The organism is Streptomyces sp. NPDC005799 (assembly GCF_040630525.1).
GTDB classification, from domain to species: Bacteria; Actinomycetota; Actinomycetes; order Streptomycetales; family Streptomycetaceae; genus Streptomyces; species Streptomyces griseorubiginosus_B.
Genome location: NZ_JBEXXQ010000037.1, coordinates 23,804 through 41,311 on the forward strand (window position 1 = coordinate 23,804; position 17,508 = coordinate 41,311).

The window sequence follows — 17,508 nt, forward strand, 5'->3', positions numbered from 1 at the left end:
CTCACAACTCCCTTACCGACAGCAGGGCTTGGGCCTGGTCCCAGCCGACGACCGGCCCGTCCCGGCACACCAGCAGCGGGCCGAGCTGGCAGTGACCGCAGTGCCCGGTCGCACAGCGCATGTTCCGTTCCAGCGAGACCCGGATGCGCTCCGGCGGCACCCCGCGATGCGCGAGATCCCGGGCGGTGGCGCGGATCATCGGCTCGGGACCGCACACGAACGCCCAGGTGCGGTCCGGTTCGAAGGGCGCCCGGCCGAGGAGCTGGGTGACCACCCCGACGTCCCCGTGCCATCCGGTGTCGGGCCAGTCCACGGTCACACCCGTGTACGCCGTGGCCCACTGCTCCAGCTCCTTGCGGGAGATCAGGTCGGCCGGGGTCCGTGCGCCGACCAGCACGCTGACCCGTCCGTACGCCGCGGGCTCGGCTAGCGCACCGAGGATCAGCGGCCGCAGCGGCGCCAGGCCGATGCCGCCGGCCACCACCAACACGTCCTGCCCACGCGCCCGTTCGAGTTCCCAGCTCGTCCCGTACGGGCCGCGCAGTCCGACCACGTCACCCACGCGCGCCCCGCACAACCCGTCGGAGACCGCGCCCACGCTGCGGATGGTGTGCGCGAGCCCGCCCGTGCCCTGCACGGAACTCACCGACAGCGGTATCTCCCCGCGTCCGAAGCAGTGCACCATCGCGAACTGCCCCGGCGCGAACTGCGACAGCGCCTCGCCGACCGGCTCCAGCCGCAGCGTGACGGTCTCCGCGGTCTCCCTGCGCCGGTCGACCACGAGATGGGGGACGGGCACGGCGGTCATTCCACACCACCGCTCAGGAATGCGGCCGGGGAGCCGTACAGGTCGACGAGCCGGGCCCGCGCCGCGTTCAGCCGGTGCGAGAGCACCCGGCCCACCCAGCGGCCGACCGCCCGCCCGAACGCGGCGTCGTCGTCGCACATCAGACGCACCGCGACCGCGTCGAACTCGTACGCCCGCACCCGGGTCATCGCCACCGCGCCCAACTGCCAGACGTACGGCTCGAACAGCCAGGACCAGCCCACGAGATCGCCCGTGCCGAGGGTCTCGATCACCGGTGTGCGATGGCCCGGGACGTGCATGTCGAGGGCGACCGTGCCGTCGCGGACGATCCAGAACCGGTCGGCGCGCCCGCCTTCCTCGAAGAGCCGGGTGTCCGGTTTCAGGTCGACCTCGCGGGCGATGCGCAGCAGCCGTTCCCGGTGCTCGACGGGCATCGCGTGTTCCAGGCGCAGGGTGATCGAGGGGGTCATCGCTCCGTCTCCGATTCGGTGTGCAGCGCGGCGACTTCCTCGGTGATGTCGATCCCGGCCGGGCACCAGACGATGCACCGGCCGCAGCCGACACAGCCCGAGCTGCCGAACTGGTCGTGCCAGGTGGAGAGTTTGTGGGTGAGCCACTGCCGGTAGCGGGACTTGCCCGAGGAACGGACCGGCCCCTCGTGCAGGAAGGAGAAGTCCAGGTCGAAGCAGGAGTCCCAGCGCTGCCACCGTTCGGTGTGGTCGCCGGTGAGGTCGGTGACCTCCTCGGTGGTGACACAGAAGCAGGTGGGACACACCATCGTGCAGTTGCCGCAGGTCAGACAGCGCTCGGCGACCTCGTCCCAGCGCTCGGCGTCCAGGCTCGCGCCCATCAGCGTGCGCAGGTCGACGGGCGGCAGCGAGCGCCCCATGCGGTCGCGTGCCGCGTCGACCGAGGCCCGGGCCGTGGTCTCGGTGCCCGGGTCGGCGCCGCGGTGCGGCACCAGCTCCAGCAGCCGGGCACCCTCCTCGCTGCCCACACGCACCAGGAAGCGGTGTCCGTCGCCGTCCACCACCTCGGTCAGCGCCAGGTCGTAGCCCGGATCGGCGGCGGGCCCGCCCCCGGTGGACACGCAGAAGCAGGTCGCGCCGGGCTCCACGCACTCGACGGCGATGAGCAGCGCCCGCCGCCGGCGTGCCCCGTACCCGGAGTCCTCGAACCGGCCACCGGTCAGCACCCGGTCTTGAATGGCGATGGCCCGCAGATCACAGGGCCGCACGCCGAGAAAGGCGTAGTCGGGGGCGTCGGGTTCCTCGGGGGTGAAGGACACGTCCCCCTCCGGCGTCCGGTCGGCACTCCACAGCCTCTCCCGCGCCGGATGCAGGAAGTTCTTCCAGGACTGGGGTCCCGCGCTGTGCGCGAAGGCGGCCCCGTCCTCACGTCGCACCAGCCGGTACCGCCCGGCCTCCAGCTCCACGCCCCACCCGAAGGGCAGCGCGTCGGCCGACGTCAGCTCCGCCAGCACGACCGCCCCGTCCCGCACCGTGGGTCCGACGACGGTGCGCCCCTGCCCGACCAGAGCCGTGACCAAGGCGTCCAACCCGTCCCGGTCGAGCACGGCAGACGCTGTGGTGACGCTCATACGGTCCTCCTCGTCAGGGCTGATCGTGCTCGTCCACCCTCAGCTTCCGACGCGTCCCCCGCCGGGTGCATGGGCCGACCGGCCCTGGGCGCGGAGTCGACCGGATCTCATGACGCCGGCGCGGAGCCACGTGGGCGGTTCGGCAACGCGGCGGGGGTCTCCCCACGCCTTTCGGACAGTGGGGGAGTGCCTGCCAGGCGTCGCGAGGCAGACGGGAATTCTCGGACAGGCCCTGGGGCAGCCCTAAGGCAGCGGTTCGCCCAGTTCGCCCTCGACCGCCCCCGCCATGGCGCGCAGCACGTCGAGGGTCCGTTCGGCCTCCGCCTCGTCGACCAGGGTGATCGCGAAGCCCACGTGGACGATGACGTACGACCCCACGTCCGCCTCGGGCGTGCAGCTCAGGCACACCTCCCGCCGTATCCCACCGAAGTCGACGGTCGCCATGCGCAGGCCCGCGTCGTCGTGGACCTCCGTCACCCGTCCCGGAATGCCAAGACACATCCCCGCTCACTCCTCCCCGGCCAGCCGCGCCGCCGCGACCGCCGCCTGCCCGTAGCTGACACCGCCGTCCCCGACGGGAACCTGACCGCCGACGAACACCCGCAGCCCGTGCGAGTGCAGCCGCCGCCGCACCTCGGTGAGCAGCCGCCGGTTGACGAAGCAGCCCCCGCCGAGACACACCGTGCGCGGTGCGCCATCGGCCACGGCCCGTGCGGCGAGCTCCGCCGTCACCATCGCGACCGTCGCGTGGAAGGCCGCCGCCAGCCGGGCCACCGACTCGCCGCCGAGCTGCCGCGTCAGCAGATCGACGAGCGTCGGCGTCGGGTCGTACACCCACAGTCCCTGCGCCCGCACGATCCGGTGGCCGAGCGGCACGGCGTGCTGGTCGCCCGCCGCCGCCTCCAGCAGGACGGCCGCCTCGCCCTCGTAACTCACCCGGTCGGCGAGCCCGAGCAGCGCGGCGACCGTGTCGAAGAGCCGTCCGGCGCTGGAGGCGCGCGGGCAGTTGACGTCCCGGGCCACCATGGCCCGCACGGTGGCCACCTCGCGCGGATCGAGCCGCTCGGTGAAGTGCCGGGTGAGCCAGGGGTACGGACGGGGGGAGCCCAGGGTCTCGCCGCCGAGCAGCCTCCCGAGCGCCGCACGGGAGGGATGCCGCACCGCCGCGTCCCCGCCCGGCAGGGGCGCCGTGGCGAACCGGCCCACCCGGCGGTATCCGCTCAGCGTCGCGAGGAGGATCTCACCGCCCCACAGCGTGCCGTCGTCGCCGAGTCCGAGCCCGTCGTAGGCGATCCCGAGGAACGCTCCCCGCACTCCGTGCTCGGCCGCGCAGGCGGCCACGTGCGCGTGATGGTGCTGCACCGCCATCCGCCGCACCGGCTGGGCCTCGGCCCATTGCGTGGACAGATAGCCGGGATGCAGGTCGTGGGCGACGACACCCGGCTCGATGCCGGTCAGCCGGCGCAGATGGTCGTACGACGCCAGGAACGCCTCGTGGGTCGACAGGTCGGCCAGGTCGCCGGTGTGCGGGCCGATGTGGGCGTGTCCGTCGGCGGCCAGGGTGAAGGTGTGCTTGAGCTGGGCACCGGCGCCGGCGACCGGTTCCCGGACGGTCATTGGCAGCGGGGCGGGGGCCAGTCCGCGGGCCCGTCGGACGGTGACGCGGGTGCGGCCGGTGAACTGCACGACCGAGTCGTCGTAGCGGGAACGGATCTCCCGGTCGTGGGTGAGGAACCCGTCCGCGACCCCTGCCAGGGCGCGGCGGGCGTCGTCGTCGTCCACGGCGATCGGCTCGTCGCTGAGGTTGCCGCTGGTGACCACGAGGGGCCGGGCCAGCTCGTCCAGCAGGAGGTGGTGCAGGCCGGTGGTGGGCAGGAACAGGCCGACGCGCGCGAGACCGGGGTGCACCTCGCGGGCCAGCGGGTCCGGGCCGTGCCCGCGGCTTCGGGCCAGCAGTACGACCGGGCGTTCCGGGGAGGTCAGGGCCTGCTCCTCCGTGGCGCCGATGCGGGCCAGGCGGGACGCGGTGCGCAGGTCGGCCACCATCACGGCGAACGGTTTCGTCGGACGGTGCTTGCGCCGCCGCAGTTCCCCGACCGCCCGCGAGTCACCCGCGTCGCACAGCAGCTGATAGCCGCCGAGTCCCTTCAGCGCGACGATTCCGCCATCGTCGATCATCTTCACGGCGTGCCGCAGGGCCTCCTCGCCCCGCAGGTCCTCCCAGGCCAGCCGCGGCCCGCAGGCGGGGCAGGCGACGGGCTCGGCGTGGAAGCGGCGGTCGGCCGGGTCGGCGTACTCGGCGGCGCAGGCGGCGCACAGCGGGAAGCGGCGCATGGTGGTGCGGACACGGTCGTAGGGGAGGTCCTCGATGATCGTGGCGCGCGGGCCGCAGTCCGTGCAGTTGATGAACGGGTAGCGGTGCCGTCGGTCGCGCGGATCGCGCAGTTCGCGCAGACAAACGTCGCAGATGGCCGCGTCGGGCGGAATCTCGCGAACCGCCGGGCCGGGGTCGGCGGGCGCGCTGTGCCGGACCCGGAAGCCGGGGCCCACGTCGACCGGCCGGGCCTCGCTCAGCCGGACCCGGCGCACCCGGGCCAGCGCGGGGGCGTCCGCGCGCAGCCGCGCCGCGAACTCCTCGACGGCCCGCGGCGGCCCCGCGACCTCGCCCTCCACATGTCCGTTGACGTTGGCCACCCAGCCGTCCAGACCCAGCGAGGAAGCGGTGCGGTACACGAACGGCCGGAAGCCGACACCTTGGACGATGCCCTCGACATGGAAGCGCCGTACCGTCATGGCCGCCTCCGGGCCGCCACGTCCGCTCGGCGCGCGATCTCGCCCTCGACGGCCTCGGCCAACGGGGCCACGGCGGCCTCGACGGCGGGGGAGAGGCCGGTGCCGAAGTCGCCGTCGGCGCCCTCCACCGCGTACACCACGAGCCGCTCCGGCAGCAGGTCCAGGGCCCGGGCCAGCTCCACCGCCTCGCCGAGACCCAGCCCGTGCGAGCTGGTGGCGGACGCCGGGGCCAGGACGCCGGCGTCCAGTTCCAGGCGGTGCACGCGGCCGGGGGTGCCGGGGTGCGCGTGGGCGGCGTCCACGACCACGGCGAGGGCAGCTCCCTCCCACAGGCCGATCAGCCGGCCGGGATCACCGTCGCAGGTGGCCAGCACGGTGTCCGGCGGCAGCGGCCGGTCCTCGGCGCGCCGGTGCAGCCGGGCGATCACGGCCCAGCCGACGCCGTCGTCGCGCCGGAACTCGTTGCCGACACCGATGACCGCGATCCGCGTACGGGTCCTCATGCTGCTCACCGTGGGCCGCCGCAGCCGAAGGTCACATGGGCCGAACGGCCTGACCGGCGGGGCCGGTCCGCCCCGCGAGGGACCGGGCGGCCAGGATGTAACGCCGCGCCGTGCTGCGGCCAAGAACGGGTGCAAGGACGACCGACCCCTTTGGAGGAACGGGTGCACACACCCGAGCGCGGTGGCCGACGGCGACCCGCACCGCCCAGAAGCGATCCCGCCGGATTCGCGGCGTTCTACGAGGAGAACTTCGAGGCCGTGCTCACGTTCGTGACCCGCCGCACCGCCGACCCCCACCTGGCGGCCGACCTCACGGCCGACGTGTTCGTCGCCGCCCTGGAGGCCGCCGACCGCTACGACGCCCGGCAGGGAGCGCCGATCGCCTGGCTGTACGGCATCGCGCGCAACGTCATGTCCTCCCACGGCCGCGGCACGGTCCGCGAACTGAGGGCGGTGGCCCGGCTGACCGGACGTCGGCTGCTGGAGAGCGAGGACATCGCGGCCCTGGAGGAGCGCATCGACGCCGAACGGGCCGTGCGGGAGCTCGCCGGACGGCACGGCGCCCTCAGCGAACCGCTGCGTGCGGTGCTCGACCTCGTGGCCGTCGACGGGCTGACACCCCGCGAGGCCGCCCAGGCCCTCGGCCTCAGCCAGGCCACCGTACGGGTCCGACTGCACCGGGCCCGCCGCGCACTGCGCGCCGCAAACCCGGAAGCAGGCGCCCCCGCGCAGGACGCCGATCGCCCCCGACTGCCCGACACCGCCCTGGAGAACGCATCATGACCACCCGTACTCCCGTCGGCTTCCAGCAGCGCCTCGGCGACCGGCTCACCGCCCTCGCCGCGGAACGAGCCGTCGCTCCCGCCCCGGTACGGCGCCGCCCCTGGGTGGTCCGCCACCGGCTGCCGCTCGCCCTCGCCGGCGTCGCCGCGGTCGGTGCCGCCCTCACCACCGTGGCCGTCGACCGCCCCACCACCCCGGCCCGAGCCACCCCCGTACAGCGGCCGCAGAAGATCACCACCGCCGCGTACACGCTGCAGCGCGAGGCCGACGGCAGGGTCAGGCTCGCCATCGGCGGACCGGACGGCAGACTGCTGGACACGGCCCGGCTGCAACGCGACCTCAACCGCCTCGGCGTCCCGGCCGTCGTGTACGCCGGGGACCCGGCGTGCACGGTGACGCCGACCAGTTCCGGCGACGACGCGCCCTCCGCCACCTGGCGCATCGAACTGGCCAAGGGCGGCAAGCCGGTCCTCACCGTCCGCCCCGACAGGATCGCTGCCGGACAGCACCTGCTGGTCGCCTTCCCACTGGTGCGCACCGACCCCGACCGCGCCGCGTACGTCATCACGGCGGGCCGGATCGACGGCACCCCGCCCACGTGCGTCCCCGCCTGGCCCCAGGGCTCGAGCCGCTAACCCGGCACCACGGCGACCGGGCACCGCACCTCTTCCAGCACGTCGAGGGCGGTGTCGCCGGTGCGGCGGCCGACCACCACCAGCCCGGAGGTGCCGGCCGCGTGGACCAGCGCCTCGGCCGGATCGAGCAGGACGACATCCTCCAGGACGTCGACGTCGGGGTACTTGCCCCGCCACGGCCGCAGGGCGTCGGACAGGACCTGCACCTCCTGGTCCTCCCAGGTGGCACGGTCCTCCTCCAGCACTGGCAGCGGCGAGCGCTCGGCTGCCTGCGCGGGCAGGTCCCAGGAGTGCACCGCGTGCAGCAGCACTCCGCGCAGACGGGCCTCCTCGAAGGCGAAGGCGAGCACGCCGCTCGAAGGGTTGTGGGCGTCGAGGCCGACCGTCACGGTCTCGGGGAGGCGGTAAGGCGTCCACGCGACGACCACGACGGGAGCCGTCCGGATGGCGGGGAGCCGGAATCCCTGGACCAGGCCGAGCACGATCAACTCCGCGTCGGCGTAGGCGCCGTCACCGGGCGGCGGGCCCTGTTCCACGCGCAGGGGCAGCGCGCGCAGCGCGGCCTCCCGTTCGGCCCAGGCGGCCGCGGCCCGGCCCTGGGGCGACTGGTCGACACAGGCGATGATCACTCGTTCCATGGCATGCCGCCTTCCGGGCCCGGGGTCTCCACTGTGCCCGGAAGGCGGCCCACGGTGCAGGGCCGAACGGACCCGGGCACAGACCTGGCGGCCCATACCCGCCGGTAGGCGCGGGGCGGACGCTGGCAGCGAGGAGCAGACCGAGCGCAGGAGGTGCGCAGCATGCTGCCACCCGTCATCGCCGCCGTCGACGGATCCGCCGAGAGTCTGGCCGCAGCGGACTGGGCCGCCCGTGAGGCGGTCCGCCGTGAGCGGCCGTTGCGTCTGGTGCACGTGTGGAACTGGCATCCGCGTCAGGACGCGGGCGAACCCGCCACGGCCGCCCAACGGCACCTGGCGCGGCGCGCGTTGCGTCAGGCCGAGGAGCGCGTCCACCGCACCTGCCCGGGTGTCCGCGTCGAGGACGAGCAGATGGAGGGACCCGCGACCGCCGCGCTGCTGAAGGCGGCCGAGCAGACCGACCTGCTCGTGCTGGGCTCACGCGGACTGAGCGGCTTCACCGGCTTCCTGGTCGGTTCCGTCGCGCTGGGCGTGGTCGCGCGGGCCGCCTGTCCCGTCGTCCTCGTCCGGGCGGACGAGGGGCCGGCCGACGAGCGGTTTCCGGGCGACACCGGTGATGTCGGGGACGTGGTGCTCGGCATCGATCCGACCGGTCCCTGCGACGAGGTGATCGAGTTCGCCTTCGAGGCGGCCCGCTCGCGCGGCGCGCGGCTGCGGGCCGTGTACGCCTGGCAGCCGCCGTCCCCGATCGGGCTCGGCGCCGGCGACATCGGCCTGCTGACCGGTCCCGAGCGGGCCGAGGAGTGGCTCGGCTTCCTGAGCGCCGTGCTGCAGGTGTGGCGCGAGAAGTATCCCGGCGTCGAGGCCCTCGAGACGGTGACCGAGGACCGGGCCCGGTCCGCGTTGCTGCGGGCCGCCTCCGGGGCGGGCCTGCTCGTCGTCGGCCGCCGCGTCACCGACCGGCCCGCGGGCCCGCGCACCGGCCCCGTCACCCACGCCGCCATCCACCACGTCGGCTGCCCCGTGGCCGTCGTACCCCACGACTGAGAGGCCGTCATGAGCAAGCCGACGAAGTACGTGTACACGTTCGCCGAGGGCGACCGGGACATGGCCGCCCTGCTCGGCGGCAAGGGCGCCGGACTCGCCGAGATGACGCGGATCGGGCTGCCCGTCCCGCCCGGGTTCACGGTGACCACCGACGCCTGCAAGGTCTATCTGGCCACGGGAGAGGAGCCGCCCGAGCTCGGCATCGAGGCCGCGCAGGCGCTGGCCGGCCTGGAGCGGGCCATGGGCCGCACCCTCGGAGCCCCCGACGACCCGCTGCTGGTGTCCGTGCGCTCGGGCGCCCGTTTCTCCATGCCCGGCATGATGGAGACCATCCTCGACATCGGCCTCAACGACCGCTCGGTCACCGGGCTCGCCAAGGCGTCCGGGCAGGAGAGGTTCGCCTGGGACTCCTACCGGAGGCTCATCCAGATGTTCGGGCACACCGTGATGGGCGTGGACGGCGACCTGTTCGAACAGGCCATCGCCGCGCACAAGGCGCATGACGCGGACCTCGACACCGTCGAACTCGCCCGGCTCACCGAGGAGTTCAAGGCGATCATCCGCAAGGAGACCGGCGAGGACTTCCCCCAGGACCCGGCCGAGCAGCTCTCCCGCGCCATCCGCGCCGTCTTCGACTCCTGGAACACCGAGCGCGCCCGCGTCTACCGCCACCGCGAGCACATCCCCGAGGACCTCGGCACGGCCGTCAACGTCCAGGCGATGGTCTTCGGCAACCTGGGCCACGACTCCGGCACGGGAGTCACCTTCACCCGCGACCCGGCCACCGGCGAACGCGGCATGTACGGCGACTACCTGCCCGACGCCCAGGGCGAGGACGTCGTCGCCGGCGTGCGCGACGCGCTGCCGCTGAGCGAGCTGAAGACGCTCGACCCGCGCTCCTACGTCGAACTCGGCGACCATCTGCGCACCCTGGAGAGCCACTACCGCGACCTGTGCGACGTCGAGTTCACCGTGGAGCGCGGCAAGCTGTGGATCCTGCAGACCCGGGTCGGCAAGCGCACCGCCGAGGCCGCCTTCCGCATCGCCCACGACCTGCGCGAGGAAGGGACGATCACCGACGACGAGGCCCTGGTCCGGGTCGACGGCGCCGAACTGACCCGGCTGATGTTCCCCCGCTTCGACGTGCAGTCCGCCGACCGGCCCCTCGCCCACGGCGTGCCCGCGTCACCCGGCGCCGCCGTGGGAGCCGTCGTGTTCGACTCCGCCGAGGCGGTACGCCGAGCCGCCACCGGCGAACGCGTGGTGCTGGTACGCCGCGAGACCACGCCCGACGACCTGCCCGGCATGATCGCCGCCCAGGCCGTGCTCACGAGCCGGGGCGGCAAGACCAGCCACGCCGCCGTGGTCGCCCGCGGCATGGGCAAGGTGTGCGTGTGCGGCGCCGAGGCCCTCACCGTCGACCCGGCGGGACGTCTCTTCACCACGGAGGCGGGAGTCGTCGTCCGCGAGGGCGACACGGTCTCCGTCGACGGCACCGCGGGCACCGTCCACCTCGGCGAACTGCCGCTCACCCCGTCCGACGTCGGCCGCGCCCTGGAGTCCGGCACCGCCACCGGCCCGCTCACCGAAGCCGTGCTCGGTGCCCTCGCCCACGCCGACGCGGTACGGCGCCTGGAGGTGCGGGCCAACGCCGACACGCCCGAGGACGCCGTCCGCGCCCGTGCGCTCGGGGCGCAGGGCATCGGACTGTGCCGTACCGAGCACATGTTCCTCGGCGAGCGCCGGGCCCTGGTCGAGGCGATGATCCTGGCCCGCGCCGACACCGAGCGCGAGCAGGCACTGGCCGCCCTGCTGCCGCTGCAGCGCGAGGACTTCACCGGCATCCTCGCCGCGATGGACGCGCTGCCCGTGACGATCCGGCTGATCGACCCACCGCTGCACGAGTTCCTGCCCGACCGCACCGAGCTGGCCGTACGGATCGCCCGCGCCGGGCACCCGGACCCGCACGACGTCGAGCTGCTCGCCGCCGTCGAGCGCATGCACGAGCAGAACCCCATGCTGGGGCTGCGGGGTGTACGTCTGGGCCTGGCCGTGCCCGGCCTGATGGCGATGCAGGTCAGGGCGATCGCGGAGGCGGTGGTACGGCGGCTGCGGGACGGCGGCACACCCCGCGCCGAGATCATGATCCCGCTCGTCGGCACGGTCGAGGAGCTGCGCCTGGCCCGCGCGGAGACGGAACGCGTCCTCGCCGAGGTCACCAAGGAGACCGGCGTCGAGCTGGACTGCCCGATCGGCACGATGATCGAGCTGCCGCGCGCCGCCCTCGTAGCCGACCGCATCGCCACGGCCGCCGACTTCTTCTCCTTCGGCACCAACGACCTCACCCAGACCACCTGGGGCCTGTCGCGGGACGACGCAGAGGCGTCCTTCTTCCCCCTGTACCTGGACAAGGGCGTCTTCGAGGTCTCGCCGTTCGACTCGATCGACCAGGAGGGCGTGGGACGGCTCGTGGAACTGGCCGTCGAGGCCGGCCGCACGGTCAACCCCCGGCTGGAGACGGGCGTGTGCGGAGAGCACGGCGGCGACCCCGCCTCGATCCACTTCTTCCACCGGGTGGGACTGGACTACGTCTCCTGCTCGCCCTTCCGCATCCCGGCCGCCCGCCTGGAGGCCGGACGCGCGGCTCTGACGGAGACCACCGGGGTGAGTGACAGCAGGTGAGAGACCCCCGGGGGCGGTGAGTGAGCCCGCCGCCCCCGGGTACCCGGCGGCGCATGGCGGTGGACAGGAGGACGGCGCGGCCGCGCCAGGCGCCGGTACGGCCGCGCACGCGCTCGTGGCTGGGGCGGGCGCTGCTGCGCTGGGCGACCACGACCGACCACAAGGTGATCGGTCAAGTGCCCGGGCGCCCCGGCCGGAAACGCCCGGGAACGGTCGCGGGACGCGGATCAGGTGCGGTCGGCCTTCGGCTTGCCCCGCTGGTCGGGGGTGCCGTGCGGCGGCGGGCTGAAGGGCTGCGGCGAGGTCGCGGGCGAGACCGGCGAGCCGGCCCGGCCGCTGTTCTGCTCGGGACGCAGGGCGCCCGGGTTCCCCGAGGTCGGCTCGGCGCCCGAGCGCAGCTGGTCGAGGCGAGCCGTCAGCAGTTCGGTCACCGGCAGCCGGTCGGCGTGCGAGCGCTCGTAGGCCAGCAGGTCCGCCACCTCGTCGGCGGAGAGTGACCGTACGCGGCTCTCCAGACCGCCGATCGGCAGATGGTCGTAGTCGGGCAGGGGCAGGGTGTTGCGGGCGGGGTCGGTCATGGCTCTCGCTTCCTCCCTGGGGCGTGCGCGTGGGGCCCGGTCCTCCCTCGGGCGTGCCGGGTGCCGGTCCTCGCTCGGGCGGGGGGTGCCGGTCCTCCCTCGGGTTGCGGGGGTGCCGGGGTCAGCCGCCCGGGCCGCCGCTGCCGAAGGAACCGCTGCTGCCCTCGCTCCAGCGCGGCCGATCCTGCGAGGAGGCCGTCCGGGACGGGGAGTTGCCATGGTTCGGCAGCTCGTGCGGGGTCAGCCGCCGGTCACCGCGGGGCACCTCGTCGGGCTCGCGGTTCTCCTGCACCTCGCGCACCGGACCCCCGTCCGGCACCCGGGGCTGCTCGTGCGGCTTCGGCGGCGCCGGCTCGCGGCGCCGGACGCGGGCACCCAGGACGAAGGCGCCGATCAGCACCAGCACGATCACCACTCCGGCCGCGATCAGCCCCATGGCGGCGGCGCTGCTCGCGGCGATGTCCATCGATGCGTTGGTCATGGCACGCGGGTACCCCCGACCTTCGCCATGAACCGACTCACCTGCGAAAGCGGCCCTCGGCACGGTGTTTGACGTGCGGGGCACCGGCTACCCGCACGGTGTGACAACGACGACGACGCAAGAGGAGCTCTTCCGGTTCCTGGAGGACCGCTTCGCCTGCGCGCAGGCGTGCACCGAGTGCGCACGCTCGTGTGCCCTGCGCGCCAGCCTGGTGGACCCCGACGGGACGGAACAGCAGGAACTCGTACGACGCAAGGGCATCATGTGCGCGGAGGTGTGCGACGCGACCTGCCGTGTCCTGTCGGAGCAGAACCGGCTCGACGAGGCCGGCATGCGCATACAGGTCGAATGGTGCCGCACGGTGTGCCTGGAGTGCGCGCATGTCTTCGACGGATACCCGGGCGCCGAGGACGGCGCGAAGGCGTGCCGGGAGTGCGCGCAGGCGTGCACGGACTTCCTGGCCACGCTGAACTGACCCAGCGCACGGCAGGGTCGGCGGCAGGCGCTGCGGCACCGGCCCGGTCCTCGGCATTCCCAATTTCTGGAACACGTTCTACGGTGTGCGCCGTCAGGACCGGACTGGGAGGCCTGGAGGCGCCGTGCACCTCGAATACACGCCCGAGCAGCAGCGGCTGCGCACCGAACTGCGCTCGTACTTCGCCGAGCTGGTGCCCGACAACGCCTACGCCCGGCACGGCGACCCGGCCGCCCAGAAGCGCTTCTACCGTGAGACCATCCGCCGCCTCGGCTCGGACGGCTGGCTCGGCGTGGGCTGGCCCAAGGAATACGGCGGGCGCGGGCTCACGGCGATGGAGCAGTTCATCTTCTTCGACGAGGCCGCCCAGGCAGGTGTCCCGCTGCCGCTCATGGCGCTGAACACGGTCGGCCCGACGATCATGCAGTTCGGCACGGACGAGCAGAAGGCCTACTTCCTGCCCAAGGTGCTCTCCGGCGAGATCGACTTCGCCATCGGCTACAGCGAGCCCGACGCGGGCACGGACCTCGCTGCACTGAAGACGCGCGCCGTTCGTGACGGCGACGAGTACGTGGTCAACGGACAGAAGATCTGGACAACCAACGGCGACACCGCGGACTGGGTGTGGCTGGCCACCCGCACCGACCCGGACGCCCCGCCGCACAAGGGCATCACCATGCTGCTGGTGCCGACCACCGACCCCGGCTACTCCTGCACCGTCATCACCACCCTCGCCTCGCACGACACCACCGCCAGCTACTACGAGAACATCCGCGTGCCCGTCTCCCGCCGGGTCGGCGCCGAGAACCAGGGCTGGCGGCTGATCACCAACCAGCTCAACCACGAGCGCGTCACCCTCGCCGCCCACGGCACCATGGCCATCCGCGCCCTGCACGACGTGCAGCGCTGGGCCATGGAGACCAAGCTCGCCGACGGCCGCCGTGTCGTCGACCTGCCCTGGGTGCGCCGCCGCCTGGCCCAGACGCACACCAGGCTGGACGCGATGAAGCTCCTCAACTGGCAGATGGTCAACGCCGTGCAGAACGGAACCCTCACCCCGCAGGACGCCTCCGCGGTCAAGGTCTACGGCTCCGAGGCCCGCCGCGACGCCTACGCCTGGCTGATGGAGATCGTCGGCGCGGCCGGTGAGCTGAAGGAGGGCTCGGTGGGCGCGGTCCTGCACGGCGAACTGGAGCGCGGCTACCGCTCGGCGGTCATCTTCACCTTCGGCGGCGGCAACAACGAGATCCAGCGGGAGATCATCTCGTGGATCGGCCTGGGGATGCCGCGCGTACGGCGCTAGCCTGCGGTCATGGGCGATCCCGGGCTGTTCACCCCCGACTCCGTGACCTGGCAGATGCACGGCGACCCCATGATGTGGGTCGCCGGCATCCGTGCGCTGTACCTCCAGGCCCTGCACCCGCGCGCGGTGCGCGGCGTCATGCAGAACTCGGACTTCCGCAAGGACGCCTGGGGCCGGCTGATGCGGACCGCGAACTTCGTCGGTACGACGACGTACGGCACCACCGAGGCCGCCGAGCGCGCGGGCGCCCGCGTCCGCAAGATTCACAGCATGCTGTCGGCCACCGACCCGGTCACCGGTGAGCGGTACGGCGTCGACGAACCCGAGCTGCTGCTGTGGGTGCACTGCGCCGAGATCGACTCCTATCTGCAGGTCCTGCGCCGCTCCGGGTTCCGGCTCACCGACGCCGAGGCCGACCGCTACATCGGCGAACACCGGGCGAGCGCCCGCCTCGTGGGCCTCGACCCCGACGCCGTACCCGCCAACCAGCAGGAGATGAACGCCTACTTCGAGAAGGTCCGACCCGAGCTCGCCGTCGGACCCGAGGCACACGAAGTGGACGACTTCCTGCTCCGCCCCCCGACGCACCCCCTTCTCGTCCCGGCGCGCGAGGTGCTGTGGCGGCGCGTGGCGCACCTGGCGTACGCCGCCCTGCCGCCGTACGCCCACGAGCTGTACGGCAGACCGGCCCCGAAACCCGCCACCGTCACCCTGCGCCTGCGTGCCACGGGCAACCTGCTGCGCCGCGTTCCCGCACGTGTGCGCTGGCAGCTCCCGCCCAAACACATCCTGCGGGCCATGGCACGCCTCGGCCCGGGCGCGCGCCCCGCACCGTACAAACTCGGACGACAGCTGGCCATACTGGACGAGCCAGGGGTGGGTGGGGCGAACCGTACGGGGGGCGATCGCGGGAGATGGGGGACAGCAGGCTGATCCATGGCCGGTACCGGCTGCTCGACCTGATCGGGCGGGGCGGGATGGGCGAGGTGTGGCGGGCCCGGGACGAGTCGCTGGGCCGGCATGTCGCCGTGAAGTGCCTCAAGCCCCTCGGCCCCCACCACGACCAGGCCTTCACCCGGGTCCTGCGGGAACGCTTCCGCCGGGAGGCCCGCGTGGCCGCCGCGCTGCAGCACCGCGGGGTGACGGTGGTGCACGACTTCGGCGAGGACGACGGCGTCCTCTATCTCGTCATGGAGCTGCTGGAGGGCCGCAACCTCAGCCAGCTCCTGGAGGACAACCAGCACCACCCGCTGCCGGTGGCCGATGTCGTGGACATCGCCGACCAGGTCTCCGCCGCCCTCGCCTACACCCACCGGCAGGGCATCGTGCACCGCGACCTCAAGCCCGCCAACATCATGCGGCTCACCGACGGCACGGTGAAGATCTGCGACTTCGGCATCGCCCGCCTCGGCCACGACATCGGCTTCACCTCCCGGCTCACCGGCACCGGCATCGCCATGGGCACCCCGCACTACATGTCCCCCGAGCAGATCGGCGGTTCCGAGGTCGACCAGCGCAGCGACCTGTACTCGCTGGGCTGCGTGCTCTACGAGATCGCCACCGGCGCCCCGCCCTTCGACCTCGACGACGCCTGGGCCATCCTCGTCGGCCACCGCGACACCCCGCCCCGCCCGCCGCGCAGCCGACGCCCCGAACTGCCCGAGTACCTCGAGAAGGTCATCCTCGACCTACTGGCCAAACGCCCCGAACAACGCCCGCACGACGCCCGCGAGTTGGGCCGACGCATCAACATGGGCCGGACGACACCGGCCTACGTGCCCACCGTGGTGACCCCGCAGCCGGTGCTCCGGCCGCCCGAGCAGGCTCCCTCCCGCGAGGCCCGCCTGCCGTCCTGGACGCGCGGGATGACCACCGGCCACAAGGCCACCGGAGCCGGGCTGAGCACCACCCCGCCGGACGCCGGGGCCGGGCTGACCGGCGAGTGGATCGCCCGGCCGGCGCACGGCCACGCGGAGGAGCCGGCGCCCGACCGGCCCTCCGCTCCGTCCCCGCAGACGCTCGCCGCGCTGGCCGGACGACACAACGCCGGACTCAGCCTCGGCAGACTCGGACGCTGGGCGGAGGCCGGTGAGGTGCACCGGGCGGTCGCCGCCGAACGCGCCCACCTGCTCGGCACCGACCACCCCGACACCCTCGCCAGCCGGTACGAGGTCGCCTTCACCCTCAGCCGCACGGGCCGCGCCGCGGAGGCGCTGCAGGAGTACAAGCACGTGGCCGCCGCGAGAACCCGCGCCCTGGGCGCCGACCACCCCGACACCCTCGCCGCCCGCCAGGAAATGGCGTACGTGCTGGGCCAGTTGGGCCGCCACTTCGACGCCCACGAGGTGTACAAGTCGGTGCTCGCCGCCCGTGAGCGGGGGATGGGCGCGGACCACCCCGACACTCTGCGCTGCCGGCACAACCTCGCCTTCAACCTCAGCAGGCTCGGGCGTCTGGAGGACTCGTACCGCATGGCCCGCGAGGTGGCCGCCGCACGCGCCCGCGTGCTCGGGCCCGACCACCCCGACACCCTGGTCACCCGCTACGAGGTCGCCTACGCGCTCGGCCAGCTGGGCCGCTGGCCGGAAGCCCTGCAGACCTACCGCGAGGTCGCCGAGGCCCGCGCCCGGGCCCTGGGCCCCGACCACGCCGACACCCTCGCCGCCCGCTACGAGGTCGGCATCAGCCTGGGCCGCCTCGGCCGCAGCGCGGAGGCCCTCACCCTGTACCGCGAGCTGATCGACGACCGCACCCGCGTGCAGGGCCCCACCCACCCCGAGACCCTGCGCGCCCGCCACGGCCTCGGCGTCAACCTCGGCCGGCTCGGCCGCTGGGAGGAGGCCCTCGCCGAGTCCCGCGACGTCTGCGCGATCCGCGAGCGCGTCCTCGGCCCCGAGCACCCCGACACGCTGGTCAGCCGCCGCGAGGTCGCCGTCGGCCTGGGGTGGCTGGGCCGCTGGGCCGATGCCCTGACCGAGTACCGCCGGGTGGCCGCCGCCCGGGAGCGTGTCCTGGGCGCCGACCACCCCGACACCCTGGCCAGCCGCAACGACGAGGCGCACTGCCTGGAACAACTCGGCCGGGGCGCCGAGGCCGTCGAGCTGTACCGCCGGGTGGCGGCACTGCGCCAGCAGCGGGCCTCCCACGGACGCTGAGCGCTCCGGGGTCCGTATCGCCGTACA

At 73.7% G+C, this 17,508-nt stretch carries 17 protein-coding genes; 8 read left to right on the forward strand and 9 right to left on the reverse strand.

Features of this window, described 5'->3' with window-relative positions:
• Window position 1: 1 nt before the first annotated feature.
• The 6 genes from ABZ453_RS31755 to ABZ453_RS31780 form a co-directional block, all read right to left on the reverse strand.
• The gene (locus ABZ453_RS31755) at window positions 2-808 is read right to left on the reverse strand and encodes an FAD/NAD(P)-binding protein (RefSeq protein ID WP_359020275.1); all 807 of its coding nucleotides are present in this window, start codon (window positions 806-808) and stop codon (window positions 2-4) included.
• Window positions 805-1,278 carry a cyclic nucleotide-binding domain-containing protein gene (locus ABZ453_RS31760; RefSeq protein ID WP_359020277.1) on the reverse strand — a complete coding sequence of 158 codons (474 nt, stop codon included), beginning with the start codon at window positions 1,276-1,278 and terminating at the stop codon, window positions 805-807. Before ABZ453_RS31760 ends, ABZ453_RS31755 begins: the two co-directional genes overlap by 4 nt.
• Window positions 1,275-2,408 (reverse strand): 4Fe-4S dicluster domain-containing protein, encoded by a 1,134-nt coding sequence (locus ABZ453_RS31765; protein WP_359020279.1) that lies wholly within the window; start codon window positions 2,406-2,408, stop codon window positions 1,275-1,277. Before ABZ453_RS31765 ends, ABZ453_RS31760 begins: the two co-directional genes overlap by 4 nt.
• A gap of 243 nt (window positions 2,409-2,651) precedes the next feature.
• Window positions 2,652-2,909 (reverse strand): HypC/HybG/HupF family hydrogenase formation chaperone, encoded by a 258-nt coding sequence (locus ABZ453_RS31770; RefSeq protein WP_359020281.1) that lies wholly within the window; start codon window positions 2,907-2,909, stop codon window positions 2,652-2,654.
• A 6-nt stretch (window positions 2,910-2,915) separates the two neighbouring features.
• Complete coding sequence (gene hypF / locus ABZ453_RS31775; protein WP_359020282.1) at window positions 2,916-5,201, reverse strand: carbamoyltransferase HypF; 2,286 nt, start codon at window positions 5,199-5,201, stop codon at window positions 2,916-2,918.
• Window positions 5,198-5,704 (reverse strand): hydrogenase maturation protease, encoded by a 507-nt coding sequence (locus tag ABZ453_RS31780; protein ID WP_359020284.1) that lies wholly within the window; start codon window positions 5,702-5,704, stop codon window positions 5,198-5,200. The genes hypF and ABZ453_RS31780 overlap by 4 nt, the downstream gene beginning before the upstream one ends.
• 162 nt (window positions 5,705-5,866) lie before the next feature.
• Between ABZ453_RS31780 and ABZ453_RS31785 the strand changes: the two genes are divergently transcribed.
• Together ABZ453_RS31785 and ABZ453_RS31790 are read left to right on the forward strand one after the other, a co-directional pair.
• On the forward strand, window positions 5,867-6,487 hold the full coding sequence (locus ABZ453_RS31785) for a sigma-70 family RNA polymerase sigma factor (RefSeq protein WP_359020285.1): 621 nt from the start codon (window positions 5,867-5,869) through the stop codon (window positions 6,485-6,487).
• A complete protein-coding gene (locus ABZ453_RS31790) occupies window positions 6,484-7,122 on the forward strand; it encodes a hypothetical protein (RefSeq protein ID WP_359020287.1) in 639 nt (212 codons plus the stop codon). The genes ABZ453_RS31785 and ABZ453_RS31790 overlap by 4 nt, the downstream gene beginning before the upstream one ends.
• Here ABZ453_RS31790 and ABZ453_RS31795 read toward each other — a convergent pair.
• Complete coding sequence (locus ABZ453_RS31795) at window positions 7,119-7,760, reverse strand: universal stress protein (RefSeq protein WP_359020289.1); 642 nt, start codon at window positions 7,758-7,760, stop codon at window positions 7,119-7,121. The two genes, ABZ453_RS31790 and ABZ453_RS31795, sit on opposite strands and share 4 nt — an antisense overlap.
• A gap of 162 nt (window positions 7,761-7,922) precedes the next feature.
• Between ABZ453_RS31795 and ABZ453_RS31800 the strand changes: the two genes are divergently transcribed.
• Window positions 7,923-8,807 carry a universal stress protein gene (locus ABZ453_RS31800; RefSeq protein WP_359020291.1) on the forward strand — a complete coding sequence of 295 codons (885 nt, stop codon included), beginning with the start codon at window positions 7,923-7,925 and terminating at the stop codon, window positions 8,805-8,807.
• Window positions 8,808-8,816: 9 nt separating this feature from the next.
• On the forward strand, window positions 8,817-11,489 hold the full coding sequence (gene ppdK / locus ABZ453_RS31805) for a pyruvate, phosphate dikinase (protein ID WP_359020293.1): 2,673 nt from the start codon (window positions 8,817-8,819) through the stop codon (window positions 11,487-11,489).
• A gap of 227 nt (window positions 11,490-11,716) precedes the next feature.
• On the opposite strand, the gene ABZ453_RS31810 is transcribed toward ppdK, so the two are convergent.
• Together ABZ453_RS31810 and ABZ453_RS31815 are read right to left on the reverse strand one after the other, a co-directional pair.
• Window positions 11,717-12,067: a hypothetical protein gene (locus ABZ453_RS31810; RefSeq protein ID WP_359020295.1), complete on the reverse strand. Its 351-nt coding sequence runs from the start codon at window positions 12,065-12,067 to the stop codon at window positions 11,717-11,719.
• A gap of 121 nt (window positions 12,068-12,188) precedes the next feature.
• Window positions 12,189-12,548, reverse strand: coding sequence for a DUF6479 family protein (locus ABZ453_RS31815; protein ID WP_359020297.1), 360 nt, complete (start codon window positions 12,546-12,548; stop codon window positions 12,189-12,191).
• A 100-nt stretch (window positions 12,549-12,648) separates the two neighbouring features.
• On the opposite strand from ABZ453_RS31815, the gene ABZ453_RS31820 reads away from it, so the two are divergent.
• From ABZ453_RS31820 to ABZ453_RS31835, 4 genes are all read left to right on the forward strand, one after another.
• Window positions 12,649-13,023 carry a ferredoxin gene (locus ABZ453_RS31820; protein WP_356949345.1) on the forward strand — a complete coding sequence of 125 codons (375 nt, stop codon included), beginning with the start codon at window positions 12,649-12,651 and terminating at the stop codon, window positions 13,021-13,023.
• A gap of 124 nt (window positions 13,024-13,147) precedes the next feature.
• Complete coding sequence (locus ABZ453_RS31825; RefSeq protein ID WP_359020299.1) at window positions 13,148-14,326, forward strand: acyl-CoA dehydrogenase family protein; 1,179 nt, start codon at window positions 13,148-13,150, stop codon at window positions 14,324-14,326.
• 9 nt (window positions 14,327-14,335) lie between these two features.
• Complete coding sequence (locus ABZ453_RS31830; protein ID WP_359020301.1) at window positions 14,336-15,259, forward strand: oxygenase MpaB family protein; 924 nt, start codon at window positions 14,336-14,338, stop codon at window positions 15,257-15,259.
• Window positions 15,241-17,481 (forward strand): serine/threonine-protein kinase, encoded by a 2,241-nt coding sequence (locus tag ABZ453_RS31835; RefSeq protein ID WP_359020303.1) that lies wholly within the window; start codon window positions 15,241-15,243, stop codon window positions 17,479-17,481. The genes ABZ453_RS31830 and ABZ453_RS31835 overlap by 19 nt, the downstream gene beginning before the upstream one ends.
• Window positions 17,482-17,508: the final 27 nt, after the last annotated feature.